Source organism: Bacteroidota bacterium, from assembly GCA_018698135.1.
Classification (GTDB): Bacteria; Bacteroidota; Bacteroidia; order CAILMK01; family JAAYUY01; genus JABINZ01.
On sequence record JABINZ010000011.1, the window covers coordinates 1 to 16,580 of the forward strand.

The 16,580-nt window shown below is 34.1% G+C and carries 16 protein-coding genes and 1 tRNA gene; 12 read left to right on the plus strand and 5 right to left on the minus strand.

Features of this window, described 5'->3' with window-relative positions; genetic code table 11:
* Positions 1 to 632 precede the first annotated feature (632 nt).
* From HOG71_00970 to HOG71_00985, 4 genes are all read left to right on the plus strand, one after another.
* Entirely contained in the window at positions 633 to 1,409 is a 777-nt protein-coding gene (locus tag HOG71_00970) for a hypothetical protein (protein ID MBT5989402.1), read from the plus strand.
* Between the two features lie 90 nt (positions 1,410 to 1,499).
* Positions 1,500 to 1,856: a hypothetical protein gene (locus HOG71_00975; GenBank protein MBT5989403.1), complete on the plus strand. Its 357-nt coding sequence runs from the start codon at positions 1,500 to 1,502 to the stop codon at positions 1,854 to 1,856.
* Positions 1,828 to 2,112, plus strand: coding sequence for a hypothetical protein (locus HOG71_00980; protein ID MBT5989404.1), 285 nt, complete (start codon positions 1,828 to 1,830; stop codon positions 2,110 to 2,112). The genes HOG71_00975 and HOG71_00980 overlap by 29 nt, the downstream gene beginning before the upstream one ends.
* Before the next feature lie 5 nt (positions 2,113 to 2,117).
* Positions 2,118 to 2,399 carry a helix-turn-helix domain-containing protein gene (locus HOG71_00985; protein MBT5989405.1) on the plus strand — a complete coding sequence of 94 codons (282 nt, stop codon included), beginning with the start codon at positions 2,118 to 2,120 and terminating at the stop codon, positions 2,397 to 2,399.
* 3 nt (positions 2,400 to 2,402) lie between these two features.
* On the opposite strand, the gene HOG71_00990 is transcribed toward HOG71_00985, so the two are convergent.
* The 3 genes from HOG71_00990 to HOG71_01000 form a co-directional block, all read right to left on the minus strand.
* Positions 2,403 to 3,590, minus strand: coding sequence for a site-specific integrase (locus HOG71_00990; protein MBT5989406.1), 1,188 nt, complete (start codon positions 3,588 to 3,590; stop codon positions 2,403 to 2,405).
* Positions 3,591 to 3,785: 195 nt separating this feature from the next.
* Positions 3,786 to 3,856 (minus strand) — tRNA-Cys (locus tag HOG71_00995).
* Between the two features lie 29 nt (positions 3,857 to 3,885).
* Positions 3,886 to 4,245 (minus strand): dihydroneopterin aldolase, encoded by a 360-nt coding sequence (locus HOG71_01000; GenBank protein MBT5989407.1) that lies wholly within the window; start codon positions 4,243 to 4,245, stop codon positions 3,886 to 3,888.
* 83 nt (positions 4,246 to 4,328) lie between these two features.
* Here HOG71_01000 and HOG71_01005 point away from each other — a divergent pair, with 83 nt between their 5' ends.
* Genes HOG71_01005 through HOG71_01015 form a run of 3 tightly spaced genes read left to right on the plus strand, consistent with a single transcriptional unit; the run spans position 4,329 to position 7,032 of the window.
* Positions 4,329 to 5,441 carry a hypothetical protein gene (locus HOG71_01005; protein ID MBT5989408.1) on the plus strand — a complete coding sequence of 371 codons (1,113 nt, stop codon included), beginning with the start codon at positions 4,329 to 4,331 and terminating at the stop codon, positions 5,439 to 5,441.
* Complete coding sequence (locus HOG71_01010) at positions 5,441 to 6,352, plus strand: DUF2279 domain-containing protein (protein MBT5989409.1); 912 nt, start codon at positions 5,441 to 5,443, stop codon at positions 6,350 to 6,352. The genes HOG71_01005 and HOG71_01010 overlap by 1 nt, the downstream gene beginning before the upstream one ends.
* An 8-nt stretch (positions 6,353 to 6,360) precedes the next feature.
* Positions 6,361 to 7,032, plus strand: coding sequence for a hypothetical protein (locus HOG71_01015; protein ID MBT5989410.1), 672 nt, complete (start codon positions 6,361 to 6,363; stop codon positions 7,030 to 7,032).
* Positions 7,033 to 7,183: 151 nt separating this feature from the next.
* Here the strand turns inward: HOG71_01015 and dnaK are convergent, their stop codons facing one another.
* Positions 7,184 to 9,097: a molecular chaperone DnaK gene (gene dnaK, locus HOG71_01020; protein ID MBT5989411.1), complete on the minus strand. Its 1,914-nt coding sequence runs from the start codon at positions 9,095 to 9,097 to the stop codon at positions 7,184 to 7,186.
* Positions 9,098 to 9,240: 143 nt separating this feature from the next.
* Complete coding sequence (locus HOG71_01025) at positions 9,241 to 10,251, minus strand: DUF4249 family protein (protein ID MBT5989412.1); 1,011 nt, start codon at positions 10,249 to 10,251, stop codon at positions 9,241 to 9,243.
* 186 nt (positions 10,252 to 10,437) lie between these two features.
* Between HOG71_01025 and HOG71_01030 the strand changes: the two genes are divergently transcribed.
* The 5 genes from HOG71_01030 (at position 10,438) to HOG71_01050 (ending at position 16,397) form a co-directional block, all read left to right on the plus strand.
* Positions 10,438 to 11,718, plus strand: coding sequence for a hypothetical protein (locus tag HOG71_01030; protein MBT5989413.1), 1,281 nt, complete (start codon positions 10,438 to 10,440; stop codon positions 11,716 to 11,718).
* A gap of 77 nt (positions 11,719 to 11,795) precedes the next feature.
* Positions 11,796 to 12,614 carry a 3-methyl-2-oxobutanoate hydroxymethyltransferase gene (gene panB, locus HOG71_01035; protein MBT5989414.1) on the plus strand — a complete coding sequence of 273 codons (819 nt, stop codon included), beginning with the start codon at positions 11,796 to 11,798 and terminating at the stop codon, positions 12,612 to 12,614.
* Positions 12,615 to 12,937: 323 nt separating this feature from the next.
* A complete protein-coding gene (locus HOG71_01040) occupies positions 12,938 to 13,324 on the plus strand; it encodes a transposase (GenBank protein MBT5989415.1) in 387 nt (128 codons plus the stop codon).
* A gap of 45 nt (positions 13,325 to 13,369) precedes the next feature.
* Positions 13,370 to 13,681 (plus strand): hypothetical protein, encoded by a 312-nt coding sequence (locus HOG71_01045; GenBank protein ID MBT5989416.1) that lies wholly within the window; start codon positions 13,370 to 13,372, stop codon positions 13,679 to 13,681.
* Entirely contained in the window at positions 13,665 to 16,397 is a 2,733-nt protein-coding gene (locus tag HOG71_01050) for a T9SS type B sorting domain-containing protein (protein MBT5989417.1), read from the plus strand. The genes HOG71_01045 and HOG71_01050 overlap by 17 nt, the downstream gene beginning before the upstream one ends.
* The last annotated feature ends 183 nt before the right edge of the window (positions 16,398 to 16,580 follow it).

Consider the following 16,580-nt stretch of genomic DNA (forward strand, 5'->3'; position numbering starts at 1 on the left):
ACGGGCTAAATTGAAAGACACTTCTGAAAGCTGGGTTTCTGCAATATTCTTTATAATGAATTTAATATGCATAAGAGATAGAGGGATTATTTGGTCTAAACTTTTCTGTTTTATTAGTCTGTTTAGCAGGAGATTGCCTGATTTTGGCTTTGTAAAGACAGATATAGGGTCAAATTCATTTTGCAATGAATAGATTCTATAAATTTCAATCTTCTCAAATTTTAAAAGTTGTGTAGTCCGACTTTCTCAGCAAGCCCTAAGATAGTGTCTAATAACCTTTGAATTAGCTTCAAACTTTGAGTACAGTAATTAAAATATGATAGAAAACCAGAAGATGCTGTTTCTATATTTACTTTCGTCCATAAAAATACAAAGTGATAACCTTTGAGGGAATTGAAATACAATTTCCAGCATTATTAGTATTATACATTACAATTCTATTATTACACATATTCAATATTTCATTCGAACAAATACTTATCTATTCGGATAAACACTAATAAATTCGAATAAATACCCATAAATTCGAATAAATGCGGACTAATGTGAATTTACAGAGGATTGAAAGTCGACAACATATAAATGCAATAGATTTTTAAATTTAATAGATTAAACTTTACAAAAACTAAATAATGAAACACTCAATTTCACTGAAACAAGAAGATGTTATCTATCTCAACAAGTTTCTTCCACTATATCACTATGGGTACTATGTGAATATTATGGGGACCACCGCATCTACATCAACATATTGGTCTGAAGTGAATTCATGGAGAAGAAAGCTAAAAGACTATTTTCTTGAATTTGATATTAACATTTTCTACCTGTCAGTTATTATGTCTGAAATTCAATTTGAACATGAGTTTTTTTTGGCTCCACTTCTTGAAAGAAAGAACTACATTCCTCAGAAATTAGCCGGAGCTAACCACTTATTGAAATTGGTCAATAGTAGTGAAGACATGATGGAAGAAATCCTACAAATCGATATCATTTATAAGAACCTAAATAAACCAAAACAATCCATTAAAGGGAAACTTACAATTGAGGAAATTATTAATTCGTTAGCATTAAATCAAACCAAATTTGAAAGACTCGCAAAAAGAGAAGAAAGATACAATAAAAACAAGCAAGATTATTGGCCAGTAAAAAGTCAATATTCAGATTTCACAGAAATGAAAGAAGAATTGGCAAAAAATCTTTATCGATTTCTTCAAGACCAGCTTCCTGACAGGAAACAATATAATAAACAGCATATACAATTTATTGGAGGATTTCTTTTTTATTCATTAGGATTAATTAAAGATTCTGGAACAACATACAGTATAATAAATCAGGATCAAGCTGTAAAATATTTTACACAAAATTTCAATATTCTTCTATTTAGACATACAGATAAGAAAGACAATTAGACATTCTTTGAGTTTTACTACAATTCTAGATTGAGAATTATTAATTTGTAGTAAAATGTCGCATTATATTGCATAGAAATATCAATTATAATGGAAAAGATCTGTAAAGAATGTAAGAATCCGTTTGAAGCAACAAGACGCAATCAACTTTATCATCCAAAATGCAAAATAGAGGTGAATAACCGAATAGCCAGGGAGTTTAACGAGCAGACAAAAGATGTAAGTAATATACTTAAAAAGAATTTCAAGATTCTTAAAGCATTGCAAGAACGAAATTCAGAAACTATTTCATTGATTCGATTGAATAAAGAGGGTTTTAACTTACAGTTTCACACACATCAGATGTTTGATTCTGAACTGAATAAACCTATTTTATTTACCTATTGTCTGGGACTAATTGAAATTAAACAAAAACACTATGAGTTACGTGAATTTACAATCAGATAACATGCGCTTTCTGACTATGGAGGAGCTATTTGGTTCAGGACACCAAAGTGAAACAACAAATTTATTTAATCAAATTGATGAAATAAACACAAAATCTAACAACCTTAATCCAGGAAGAAAGCCTGACAAACCCATATCATGGGTAAGACCAGTTTTAATTGCTGCAGGGATAATTACTGTTGGAATAATTCTGTACAAAGGTTATCAATATTTTCAGGAGGAAAAGCAAAGAAAAGACATAGCTAAGGAAGACTAACAGCAATGGAAATCCGCATCTTCATATCAACCACAGAAGGTACAAAGGAAGCCACCAAAGACTTCTTGAAGGAGATCATGAAAGAAGCCCTTGCGGAATACCAGGAAGCGACACAATCACTCTTTAAAGAGAAGAAAATCTATTCAGTTAATGAAGTAGCTAAAATATTGCAATGCAGTCATTCAACAGTGAAGAAGAAAATTTATTCAGGAGCGATCAGAGCAACGATCGACAATAAGATTACGGAAGAAGAACTGAAGAGATACCTGAATGAATTAACAAAGTAGCCCCTACTCCATTTTCTTCATTTCACTAAACTTCAAACCATCAGCAACTTTTGCATAAATCATGGTATGCTTAATATCCTTATGGCCCATTAATTTCTGTACAACGACTATAGGCATCCCAAAACTTATAGCCGTAGTCGCAAAAGTGTGCCTTGAACAGTGAAAACTGATCGATTTATTAATACCCACGATTTCCATTATCTTTTTCAAATTCCTGTTTACAGCCGGCTCAGTAAACAAGGGGAAAAGTTGCTGTTCATCAAGCTCTTTTTGGGGTAGTAGAGCTTTTGCTTTTGCCAATAAGGGAACATCTACTTGCTGTAGATCTCTAGATTTATGAATGCTTGTAGAAATTACTTCCTTTTCAGTCATCTCACCTGTTTCATCGTCAATAAAGCTCTGCTTCGTAATATTTTTAAAAGTTAATCTCTTTACATCAGAGAAACGCAATCCCCCTGTATAACAAGCAAATAAAAAGGGCCGCAATGATTTCATATAGTTATCGGATAAGTCACCACTATGAAACAGCTTATCTAATAGGATAACCTCTTGCACATTCAGATACTCCATTTTTCCGTCCAACCGCTTAACTTTCTTAGCCTTTATAGGATTATTATCAAGGATACCATGTTCTACTGCTTTGTTCATGATACGTTTTAAAAACTCAATAGACTTACTGGCAGTGTTGGCATTATTCCCCAATTTACTAATACAATACTTTTCGTACTCATCAGCAATTGTCATATCTACTTCAGCTAATTTCAAACCTGCCTTAAAACCATCAATCTTATTCAAGTGCTTTTCATAGTATTTAACGGTTTCATCGGCAAAGTTTTCCCTATTCAATATCAAATTAGCCATTCCCCTTAATGTAAGTGTCGGGACATCAGCACCAGTAAATAATCGTTTAAATACAAGATGATTGATTTCTTTACCATATATTTTAAGATTATGAATAATATCCTGTGCACGATGCATAATGACTTCTAACTCCGATGAAAGGTAGTAATAGTCTCGGGCACTTTTACGCAAGCTAGCAGTTGCTTTGTTCCAGTCTCTCTCCTGTATATATATTTTTGTCGAGTACATGCGAGATTCTCCATGCATGATAATTTTGAGGTAGATCGCAAACTTGTGATCCATCGGGATGTAATCCCTGCGCAAAACAAACTTGAGAGAAATCTTTTTCATATGACTAAGGTAGGCATTTTAGAATATAAAAAAATAACATTTTCAAAGTGAGATCGTTTTTGTGTTTATTTTTGTAACTATTTTTTAGTTTAAACACTGAAATATGGCATTTCAATATATGCTTGGGAATCGATCGTAACTGGCTGGAAATGAAAAAAGTTGGAACTTTTTGTTCCAACTTTTAAACAGGGTTAGAGGTCTCGAGCGGATTCGAACCGCTGTACCTGGTTTTGCAGACCAATGCCTAACCACTCGGCCACGAGACCCTTTTCAGGAGTGCAAATTTATAACAATATTAGTTGCGAATAAAAATTCTTTCGACAAAAGATTTATCTACTTCACCATTGTTCATCGGATTCAGTTTATTTAGCCTGATTTTCAACTCAATAATCACCTCAAATTCTTTTAAAATGGCATTCCCCAATTCGATTATTTTTGTTTCAATTAAATCGCTACCAGAACTCATCACTTCCTTCACCAGAACGATAACATCCTCATAATTAAGCGTTTGATTAATATCATCACTTATCTCATCGGGATTAAAATCAAGCTGAATCTCGACATCCACCTCAAAATCTCTACCTTGCTCCTTTTCCCAATCATAAACACCAACTGGGGCATGAACTTTTATTCCACTTAGGCCAATCAAAAACATATTGTCTCTATTCTATTCTAGATACAAATGTTACAATTATTCTAATTTTTTAGATAATTTTGTTTTCAATAAATCACTATTTCATGCCAAAAAAGCTGTTATTGTTTGTATTGTGGAGCTGTATCTTTTCCACTTCCCTATTTGCCTATTCCAATAAAAATGCAATCCTGCTGTTGAACAAAAACCTGCAACACGACAGTATCGGCTATAATTTTGTCACCTCCTTCTTAAAATGGTCCTACTATAATTTAGAAAAAGGGAACATCAAACTATATGATTCTCCCCTGAAAATAAATGAAATTGGCTTTCTGAGTTTACAGAGTATGGAAGAAAACTCGGGTGTAAGCTTTAAAGATGCTGAAAACATTTTTATTTACGAACTATGGAACTCCAATAATAAAGAATCTTCTTTCGATATCAGGGGATTTACGGTTACAGCTGAAACAAAAAATAAAGAAGAAATTAGTTTGGGGTTTATGAGCTTTTCAGAAATTGTTGATTTATTAAAAATTGCTCGTGTAATTCCCGGTATCGATGCTTCTTACAGCCATTCGTTTTTTGAAGTATTGATGAACAAACAGTTTAATTTCGATTTGATTTTTTTTGATGATACACCTATTATAAAATCCAATAGCAGTGATCCTGAACGCGATTACCAACGTGGCAACAGCCTGAAAATAAAAGCTTTCAATCCAAATAAAAAGAATTTGAATGCGGTGGAAGTCAGGCAAATGAAAAAAATCAAATACGTTATTCGTAAAAGCGACTATGATCCGATTAGTAACGAGATATTAAAAACTCTTGAAAAGTATTTCGATTCACATAAACGTTCCATTCTGCATTTGGGTGGAGAGGATTTATACGGCTATTTTAAATATACCCGTAGCATTATTACCAGTTGTGAAGTGACTGAAATTTTAACAATAGAGAAAGGAAAAGTTAAACGAAAATTGGCAAAAATACAACCCTATTCTTTCAACCTAGCCTTCTTTCCCATGGAAAAGGAAATACTCGACACCCTCGAACTATTTGTGAATGGCTATAGTATTGAAAGGAATTTAGTGAGCATGAAGTATCGCTTTCATTTGCTGGAGATTAACGACATACCTATCGATGAGAAACTCACCGAAAAATATATGGAGGCTATTTTAAACAGTCAATGGAATCAATTATCTGCCATTAAAAGAAGTTTGTGATGACATATGTAAAATCATCATTATTCTGCATGCTGATCTGCTTTTCACTTTCCAGTCCTATTATTGCGCAAGATAGTATTTCCAGCTCACCAGCTTTCAATAAAATGCGATTGGGCCTATTGCTTGGCAGCTCCGGCAGTGTTTATGCCACCAGCATGATAGGGCTTAATTCACTTTGGTATAAAGATTATCCAAAGTCAAATTTTCACTTTTTCAATGATAATGATGAATGGATGCAAATGGATAAGTTTGGTCATTCATTGGCAGCTTACTATGAGAGTCTGATTGGAATTCAGGGGCTTAAGTGGGCTGGAGTAGAAAATCGAAAATCCATTATTTATGGCAGCCTGTTTGGACTTGTTTTTCAATTACCGATTGAAATATTGGATGGTTTTTCGGCAAATTGGGGAGCTTCGTCAGGTGATTTAATTGCCAACACCCTAGGTGCCGGATTGGTTTTTTCTCAGTTCATGCTTTGGGATGAACAAAAAATAGTCTACAAATTTTCCTTCCATCCAACTGAATTTGCCAGCATGCGTTCTGATTTATTGGGTGAAAATCTTGTTCAAAATATTATTAAAGATTACAATGGCAGCACCTACTGGCTATCTTTTTCACCTCAAAGTTTTATGAAGAAAGAAAGTTGGATTCCTGACTGGCTGTGTTTGTCGCTTGGATATGGAGCCGACAATATGCTTGGCGTTAGCTATGCCAAAACACCCGATGAATATTTGCATTATGTACCTTATCGACAGTTTTATTTTTCATTGGATGTGAATACATTGAAAATTCCAACAAAAAATAAATTTGTGAAAGCACTCTTGGTTGGCTTATCGATAATTAAAATTCCTGCACCAACTGTGGAAATCAATAGTCAGGGGAATGTGCGTTTTCACCCAATATATTTCTAATTTTGCTTATGCTTAAAATAAAAGCAAGAAAATATCTTTTTTATCTAATCACCTATTCATTTAGCATACTGTTGATGTCGTGCGCCCAAAACGGATGTCCGGGCGGTATGTGTGCACCAAATCATTACTACAGCAGCCCCAAGAGTATTTGGAGTAGCGGTGTCAATTATAAATCGAAAAGGCAGAAAAGCAGTGGACGCAAAAGGAATAGAACCCGTTACAAAAAGCCCAAATCGGTCAGAAATATAGAATACAATCAACGCTGGAACAAGCCTGCTAAAAGAACATCAGCCAATATTGAAGGTGGTGGATTCAGAAGCAAACGATCAAAAGGATTTAAAAGTGCAAATATTGAAGGAGGTACTTTCCGCACATCGCGAACAAAAACATACTCAGCCAATATTGAAGGGGGTAGTTTTCGTACAGGCAGAAGCAAAAGTTTTAGCGCAGATATTGAATCATCACCCTTTAAAGTCAGGCGAAGTGCAAAACGCAGAACCAACAAAGCACAGCGCGCCATTCGTTATAAAGAACCCAAGGATAGAAAAGGAAAGAGATCGAAATACGGTCTTTTTGAACCCGAAATTGAAGGTTGGGAAAAAAGAGATAAACCACCCAAAACCAAAACCCGCAAGAATAAAGAAGGGAAAGAGGGACATGGGACCAAGAAGATTGATTAAGGTTATTTATAAATGCTTAAATTCTATTCTTACTATCCTCAAATTATATCCTCTATTCTATACTTGAAGTAACACCAAACTTCTGACCAACAAACAAAAAAAAACCGGCTCCTTTTGAGAACCGGTTTCAATAATTTATTTATCACTGAAATTATTTCACCTCTTCAAAATCAACATCCGTGACTTCACCATCTTGTGGATTATCCTGAGGTGGCGCTTGTTGTTCTCCTCCACCTTCAGCACCTGTTTGTTGACCAGCATCTTGCTGTGCTTTATAAATATCCTCTGAAGCGGCTTGCCATGCATCATTTAATTCTTTCATTGCTGCATCAATCCCTTCCAAATCTTGACTTTTGTGAGCTTCTTTCAACTTTTCGTTGGCTTTTTCAATAACCTCTTTCTTTTCAGCAGGTAATTTCTCACCAAATTCAGTCAATTGCTTTTCGGTTTGGAAAATCAAAGAATCAGCTTGATTAATTTTATCTACTTTTTCTTTCTCTTTCTTGTCTTCTTCAGCATTCTTTTCAGCATCTGCTTTCATTCGATCAATCTCTTCCTGAGATAAACCTGAAGAAGCTTCAATTCTGATTTTTTGCTCTTTCCCAGTCCCTTTATCTTTTGCAGTAACATTTAAGATACCATTTGCATCGATATCGAATATTACTTCAACTTGCGGAACACCACGTTGTGCCGGTGGAATACCATCTAATATAAAACGACCGATTGTTTTATTGTCCTTAGCCATTGATCTTTCCCCCTGCAAAACATGAATTTCAACAGAAGGTTGGTTATCAGCAGCAGTAGAAAATACTTCGGATTTTTTAGTAGGAATGGTTGTGTTGGCTGGAATTAGCTTGGTTGCAATATTTCCTAAAGTTTCAATACCTAATGACAGTGGAGTAACGTCTAATAAAAGAACATCTTTCACTTCACCAGTTAAAACACCACCTTGTATAGCTGCTCCAACTGCAACAACTTCATCAGGATTAACTCCTTTACTCGGATCTTTACCAAAGAAATCTTTCACCACTTGAACAATGGCTGGAATTCTTGTTGAACCTCCAACTAAAATAACGGAATCAATTTCACTGGTTGAATAACCGGATTCTTTTAAAGCCACTTTACATGGCTCAATAGTAGCCTGCACTAAATGATCAACTAATTGTTCGAATTTAGCTTTGGTTAATTTCTTTACAAAGTGCTTAGGAATATTGTCAATAGCAATAATGTAAGGAAGATTGATTTCTGTTTCAGAAGAACTTGACAGCTCAATTTTCGCTTTTTCAGCTGCTTCTTTCAAACGTTGTAATGACATTGGATCTTTAGTCAGATCAACATTTTCATCTTTTTTGAATTCTTCAACCATCCATTCGATAATCACCTGATCGAAATCATCACCACCAAGGTGGGTATTTCCACTGGTTGATTTGACTTCAAAAACGCCATCTCCAAGTTCCAGAATTGAGATATCAAATGTTCCTCCACCCAAATCATAAACGGCAATTTTCTGATCTATATTTTTTTTATCGAGTCCATAAGCTAATGCTGCTGCTGTAGGTTCGTTAATTATTCTGCGAACATTTAATCCGGCAATTTCACCAGCTTCTTTTGTAGCTTGGCGTTGCGCATCATTAAAATAAGCAGGAACTGTAATAATTGCTTCTGTAACAGTTGTTCCTAAATACTCTTCAGCCGTTTTCTTCATTTTTTGAAGTATAGTGGCTGAAATTTCTTGTGGCGTATATTGTTTGTCGCGTGCTTTTACTCTACATGTATTGTTTGATCCTTTAACAACTTCGTAACTAACATGCTTACGTTCGCTTTGAACTTCATTAAATTGATTCCCCATAAACCTCTTGATAGAGGAAATGGTATACTGTGGATTAATGACTGCCTGACGCTTTGCAGGGTCTCCAACTTTAATTTCTCCATTTTCAAGATAAGCAACTACAGAAGGAGTTGTTCTTTTACCTTCACTATTTTGAATAACCAAAGGTTGGTTACCTTCCATAACGGCTACACATGAGTTTGTTGTTCCAAGGTCAATACCGATTATTTTTCCCATTGTATGATTCTATTTTTTAATTATCAGATTTTTTCTTTGATCACGGTAATATCAATCCAAATGCCAAATGGGTAATGGCAGTTAATTAAAAACAAATAATGTAATCTGGTGACAAATAGTCAGAAATTAGATTGCGACTCTTATTACCTGACGAAATTCAAGTTGAGTGTTTTTTCATGATCCTGGATTTCCAGCAATGTGAAAGGGGTAATTTTAACTGAAATTACATTTTGGTTGCGTGAGGAAAATACGCCTAAACCATTTTCGATATTCGTGTACTCAGGTTTTTTTTGCACCGTGCCAATAGCAGGCTTATTTACATTGATGTAATTGTAAATTTCTTCGCCCCCTGCTGAAAATATAAAATCCATGCGTAGAAACTCTCTTTCCATAGCCATATCATATTCAATATTGTCTTTCAGTAATTCAAAAAAGTTTTCACCCGGAACCGAGATTTTCATTTCTTCAGATTGCTCAGTGCTTTTCGGATTTAATGATCTGACAATTGGCCAGGTAATCATTTTCTTCGTTTTCTCTTCTGGTTTTGACCTGACATATTCATTATAATACACCTCGATAGTAATGTCATAAAAAAATGCATTCTCACCATTGAGCCATTGAATATTCAAATCGTTAACAGGATTAATAGTTACTTTCAAACCATCACGTGGAAAAACAGGCGTTACATCATCGACTATTTCTGTAATAGAGGATATTTCCTTACCACTAACTAAATTGGTAATTATTAGTTTGTAATCATTTTTAGGATCAAGAATAGTTTGTGCCGGGCTGGCCCATAAATACTGATCAGCATTTGTAAATATTCCGGTATCCTTATGATCGTTGCTTACTTTATAAAAAGGAATATCTCCACCTTGTTGATAGTTGCCATTTCTGTAACTTTCTAATCTGACAAATAAGGAGTCAGCATAATTAGTCGAATCGGCAATTTGTGCTAATGTAAGTGCATTTGAATTTTCATTTAAATAGGCTCTGTTAATCCGAATATAATGAACAGAATCTACTTCATTGGGATTTAATAATCCATAAACAATCGTTACATCTTTCCAATCCGCATTTATTTTAAATTCATCATCGCACGATAAAATGAAAAAAAATGGAATAATAAGCAGTATAATTCTTTTTAGCTTCATCAAGGTATTCTCTAATCTTTATCTAATTTTGCATCCATTTGAGATTGCAAACTTACTTACATTTTATGAAACGAACATGAGTAAAACTTTCCCAAACGCTTGTGTGCCGAAACACTTCAGTGTGCAAGCACACAGGATTGACAATCATGTGAGTTGCAAATGACCATTAAAAGACAATTGAAACATATGAAACTCCTTCATATAATTGTAGCGATAATGCTGCTTGTTAATACTGGATTTGCTCAAACGATAAATCTGGATCATTTCAACAAAAGGATTTTTACTTCTGATTTTAATTCAGCTAAAGATGCAAAACTCTGGCCATCAACTAACAATACAGAAGAATTAATTATCCTGAATAATGAGAAATACAGCATTGAGCGAAAAGAGTTCACAAAAGATCGAATTATTTTTCCAAATTGGAATAATGCATTTCCTTCATTTGAACTAACAGCCTCTGTAAACCTGCAGTATCTAACACAAAAAGAACATTCTGCGGGTATTTGCTTTGCTTACTCAAAAAAACACGAAACAGGTTTCATTATTGAGATTAATAAAAAGAAGAAATACAGAGTCAAGCAAATTAATGCAGATGGAACAATCAAGTTTATCACAGGAACAACTAGCATGAACAGCTGGAAAAAATCCAATATGCTATACCCCAAACAAGAATCCAATCAAATTAACATTCTTGTTATTGGAAACACCATCGATATTTACCTGAATAATTTTTTTGTATATAGCTTCACTAACGATTTCAATTATAATTTCCGTGATTTTGGTTTATATGTAGGAAAAGGTTCTAAAGCTATTTTTCATCATGTGTATTTATTGATTAATCATACCGATTATGGCAAGTACGATCAAAATATGGAGGAAGTAGATTTTACTAAGACAATTAGTAAAGAAGTAAAGCCGATAATAAAAGAAGATAGCAAAACTGAAATTGAGAGTGAACAGAAAATTGAAAAAGAACAAGTAAAAGAAGTTATTTCTGAGGAAGTTATCGAAGAAACAGAAGAACAAATTATCGCTGAAGTAGAAGTCGAGGAAACGGAAGGAAAAGCAGCTAACATGGATCCTGATGTCAAAAAGTGCCTCGACATGATAGTGAATCTTCGTAGTGATTTATCTGCAAGCCAGCGCGAATTGGAAACAACATTAGCTTTATTGGGAAATTGCAAAGATGATAACAATCGGATGAATGAGTTTATTACCATGAATATGGATAATAGGCTAAAAAATAAAGCTGCCGGATTAGAATTAGAGAATGAACGCTTAAAAGATGAAATACAGAAGCTAAAGAGTAAAAATACAACACTTCAGGATTTCAAAGATTATTATAAAGATGCAAATAAAGATGAGGACATTGTAAATTTCCTTTATGATGAACTTAAAAAAATTGAAGAAAAAAATGCTTTTCTTGCTCGCCAGGTAGAAATTTTACAGGAAAAACTGAACAAATAATCCAATTTAGGCACTTTTTACTTTAGGCACTCAAAACTTTAGGCACTTTAAAACTTTAGGCAATTAAACTTAAAAACATGTCAATACATAACAGACCATATAGTAGAATTACCACCAAAGTATTAAAAACCATGAAAGATCGTGGTGAAAAAATCGCTATGCTAACTGCCTACGATTATACTTCGGCTAAAATTATCGATAAAGCGGGTGTAGATGTCATTCTTGTTGGAGATTCTGCTTCAAATGTAATGGCAGGTCATGCCTCCACATTGCCCATTACACTCGATCAAATGATTTACCATGCCGCCTCAGTGGTTAGAGCAAATGTTGCCGCTTTGGTTGTAGTTGATATTCCATTTGGTTATTATCAGGGGAATTCAAAAACTGCACTTGAATCAGCCATTCGAATCATGAAAGAATCGGGAGCTCACTGTATTAAAATGGAAGGTGGTGAAGAAATCAAAGAATCAATTGCTCGAATTATTACTGCAGGAATTCCTGTTATGGGGCATTTAGGATTAACACCTCAATCAATTAATAAATTTGGAACCTATACCGTTCGTGCAAAAGATCAGGACGAAGCTGACAAGCTATTACATGATGCTAAAGTTTTAGAGGAAGCAGGTTGTTTTGCAGTAGTTCTTGAAAAAATTCCTGCCAAACTAGCTGAGGTGGTAACAAATACAGTGACTATTCCAACTATTGGAATTGGTGCAGGCCCTCATGTTGATGGTCAAGTTCTTGTTTTCCATGATATGCTGGGATTAAATAAAGACTTCTCTCCACGTTTCTTAAGAAGATATTGTGACCTTGAAGGTGAAATAAATGCAGCTGTACAACAATACATCTCAGATGTAAAAATGAAAGACTTCCCAAATGAGAATGAGCAGTACTAGGTGGGAGTTTGAAGTTGAAAGTTTGAAGTTGAAAGTTACCTGCCAGCCGGCAGGCTGGAAAGTTGACAGATACAAGACTGTCTGATAACGATCAAACTATAGTCTTTCTAGGTCTTTCTCCATCGTTCCAAGATAATCAGCTTTGACAACTTTTAAAAAGTTGTCAAAGCTACCCCCAAAAAGCTGAAATGCTTGACAACAGACTATACATAGAACGTATTTGAAACCCTATGCCTCCCGCAAGTCTGTGACTTGTGGGCAATTTCAAATTCTCCTTTCTTTTTCTTCTAATTATTCATACATTTGATTAACATCCATGTGAAATGAGCAGAAACTACAAATTTCATGATCAAGAACAAATATACTTTATATCATTTGCTACTGTATATTGGGTGGATGTATTTATCAGACCAATCTATAAAAACATATTAGTTGAAAGTATTCAATACTGTATAGAAGCAAAGGGATTGCTTGTTTATGTCTGGGTAATAATGACAAGCCATGTGCATATGATCATTGGAACCAGACAAGTAAAAATGCAGGATATAGTAAGAGACTTAAAGAAGTTCAGTTCAAAAAAAATTATTGAAGCTATTCAAAATAATCCAGTGGTTGAAGGTTTTGTAAATGAAACTTATGAATATAAATATAGTAGTGCAATAGATTATTCAGGAGGGAAAGGCTTGATAAATGTTGAAATTATTGACTGAATTTATAAATAGATATCATTTGAATAATGACCACAAGATGCAATCTTGCGGCAGGTTGGGGGGCAATTCAATTGTATAGAAGACCTTGATGATGTACCAGTTCCTTCAGCACGTTATTTAAATGAAAATAGTGGTTACCTTTTTGACTCAGAAACAACTAATGAGGGCGAAATGGTTGATGTTTATATTTATAATAGTATTGGAAGCTTGTTGAAAATGGAAAAAGTATTCATTGGAAATCCTTCTGAAAAAGAATTGAAATCTTTGGCAGATTATACAGGAGTATGTATATTTAAACATCCAATATATGTAATAAAAAATCTTTGTTATAAAGTAATAAATGAAAACGTTTATTAAAATAATACTGATTTGTAGCTTTTGTCTTTTAATTTTGGGAAAGGCTAATGCACAAGTAAGTAATAAGTGGATAATTGATAGTCGAAATAATAATTTTGTATTAGATTTTAGTCTTGATAATCCAATTATTAATAAAATATCTTATAATCACGGTACTATTAACTCTATTTGTAATTCAAGAGGAGATTTGAAATATTTTATTTCTTATGGAATTTATGGAATTAATCCGTACAGGACTATTAGTGAATTCAACAAAAACCCATACCTTACCAATTCGCAACTTGCAAGACGTTCAATAATTATTCCTGAAATCAATAATAATGGCATTTATTACTTCTTTACAATAAGTAGTTATAAAAGCTTGATACCAGGCTTATTTTATAGTGAGCTAAATAAAAACAGTAATAGTGGATTAGGAGAAATAACCATTTTGAACAACGAAATTGAAAGAGGTTCTTTTTCCTATCTAACAAGTCAAATATTCAACAAAGAAACATATTGGGTAATTGCATATAATTATCCTGATTATTTTTATGCAATTAAATTAAGCGAAAATGGAATTGACACAATAATCAGAAATACTCGGACAAGAGTGAAGGAATTCGATAACTATATTCCTTATCAATTTCATGAAACAAGAGGAATTTGGGGATTTTTGAAGTTGTCACATGATTGCAAATCACTTGTTGAAACTATTAACATAAGCTCTAATGACTCTAGCAGGCATTATGTGATTATTCATGATTTTAATCCAGAAACTGGACTTATTTCAAACCAACGTATTATTAAGAAATACTATGGAAGTGTTTCAAATGGGTTTTCAGTGAAAGAATTAGTTCTTAATTCAGTATTCAGTCCAAATGATTCATTAATTTATATATCAAATGGGAAATTCGGTCTTCATAGATTAGATAGATATGATTACAAAATGGATTATGACAATTCAATTATTCCGGGATTAAAAGACACAGTATTACATGCACAACTTGCCAATAATGGTCGGGTTTATTTTTATTCTCATTCTTCAAATGGAGAGTATAATATTTCAGAAATAAAATATCCAGATTCAACAAACAATAAGTATTGCTATAAAAAGAAAGTATTTAGTGAGACTTTTTCTTGGTCTGATGCTTATTTCCCTCACGTATATTTTGAAGACATGCGGATAATTCCAAAGTATTCCAATACTTGCAACAACACTCATTTCAAAGTGTGGTACGATACTAATGTTTTTAAGGAAATTGTATGGTATTTTACTAAAACAGATAGTGCCAGAGGTATACTTGTGACATATGATTTTGAAAAATCAGGGATTTATCCCATTTTACTTAAGGCAAAAAAAACAAATGGATATGTTAGAACACATTATGATACGATTGTTTATTATAATAAGCCCATCGCAAACTTTTATTCCGATACTAATGCTAGTTGTCAGTGGATTGCCTATCAATTCTATGATTCAAGTTTTAGAGATACTGTAAATAATGATGTAGGAGAAAGCTGGCTCTGGGATTTTGGGGATGGGATTACTGATACCATCCAAAACCCGGCACATGTTTATACCAAAAGTGGGAGATACACAGTAAAACTGGTTTATTGTAATGGTTTTTGTACTGATACCATAGAAAAACAACAAGCAGTAGAAATTATTGCTGCACCACGCCCGGGATTTAAAATGAGCCAAACAAATTATTGCTCACCCTATTTACTTCAAATTACAGATACATCCCTTGGGCAAGTGCAAAGTTATTTCTATGAGTTTGGGGATGGAAGTGATACCAATATAGCTTCTCCAAATCATTATTATGAAAATGCAGGAAATTACACAATTGTACAAACACTCACAGGCCCAACGGGCTGTGTAACCAAAGATTCAGCTATTTTACACTTGACAAAAGGATTTTCAGGCAATGAGCAGGTCAATTCACTTACAGCCAATGTGCTTGATAACGACAGCATAATTCTTAATTGGGAAAGCATGACAGATGCATTATCCTATAATCTATTTAAGAGTTTTAATGATCCGAATTACATCAGGCTGATTAAGCTACAGGATACTTTTTATACCGACTTGAAAGTTGATCCCACACAAAATGTATATGCCTACAAAATAGCAGCACTGGATAGTTGCCAGCGCCCTACCCAAAACAGCCTCAAGCTTAAAAACATTTTGCTTACAGGCGAAACCCACCACAACAACTACAGCATTTTGTATTGGACACCTTTTGAAGAATGGCAAAATGGAGTTGAAGAATATTACCTGCAATATCAAACCGAAAGCGGGCAATTTGCAATGGTAAACACAAGCTCCAACACCGAATACCAAGATAATCGTTTTTTTGATGGTAAAACCCAATGGGCTAAATGCTACCGGATTATGGCTATTGAAAAGGATGGAAACCTGCAACAAAGCATCAGCAATTTGCTTTGCCTCGACTATGAAGCAGTGTTGTGGATACCTACTGCTTTTTCTCCAAACAGAGATGGATTAAACGACAGTTTCCTTGTACAGGGAATTAGAATTGAGGATTTTAACTTGCAACTCTTTAACCGCTGGGGTGAAAAAGTATTTGAAACCACTGATCCAAAAATTGGCTGGGATGGAAATTTCCATCAAAATCCTTGTGCTGCAGGGGTTTATACCTACATCATTAAAGCAACAGGAAACGAAGGAAAACAAATTTCGCTGAGTGGTAGTTTGCATTTAATCAGGTAATTTTAGTAGGTTGTTTGCTTATCAGATTTGACAACTTTCCAAAAGTTGTCAAATCTAACATGCAATGCTTGGCATCAGACTACAGACAAAGTGGGAAGTTTGAAGTTACCTGCCAGCCGGCAGGCTGGAAAGTTAACAGATGAAGGATTGTCTGATTATGATCAAACTATAGTCTTTCTCCAT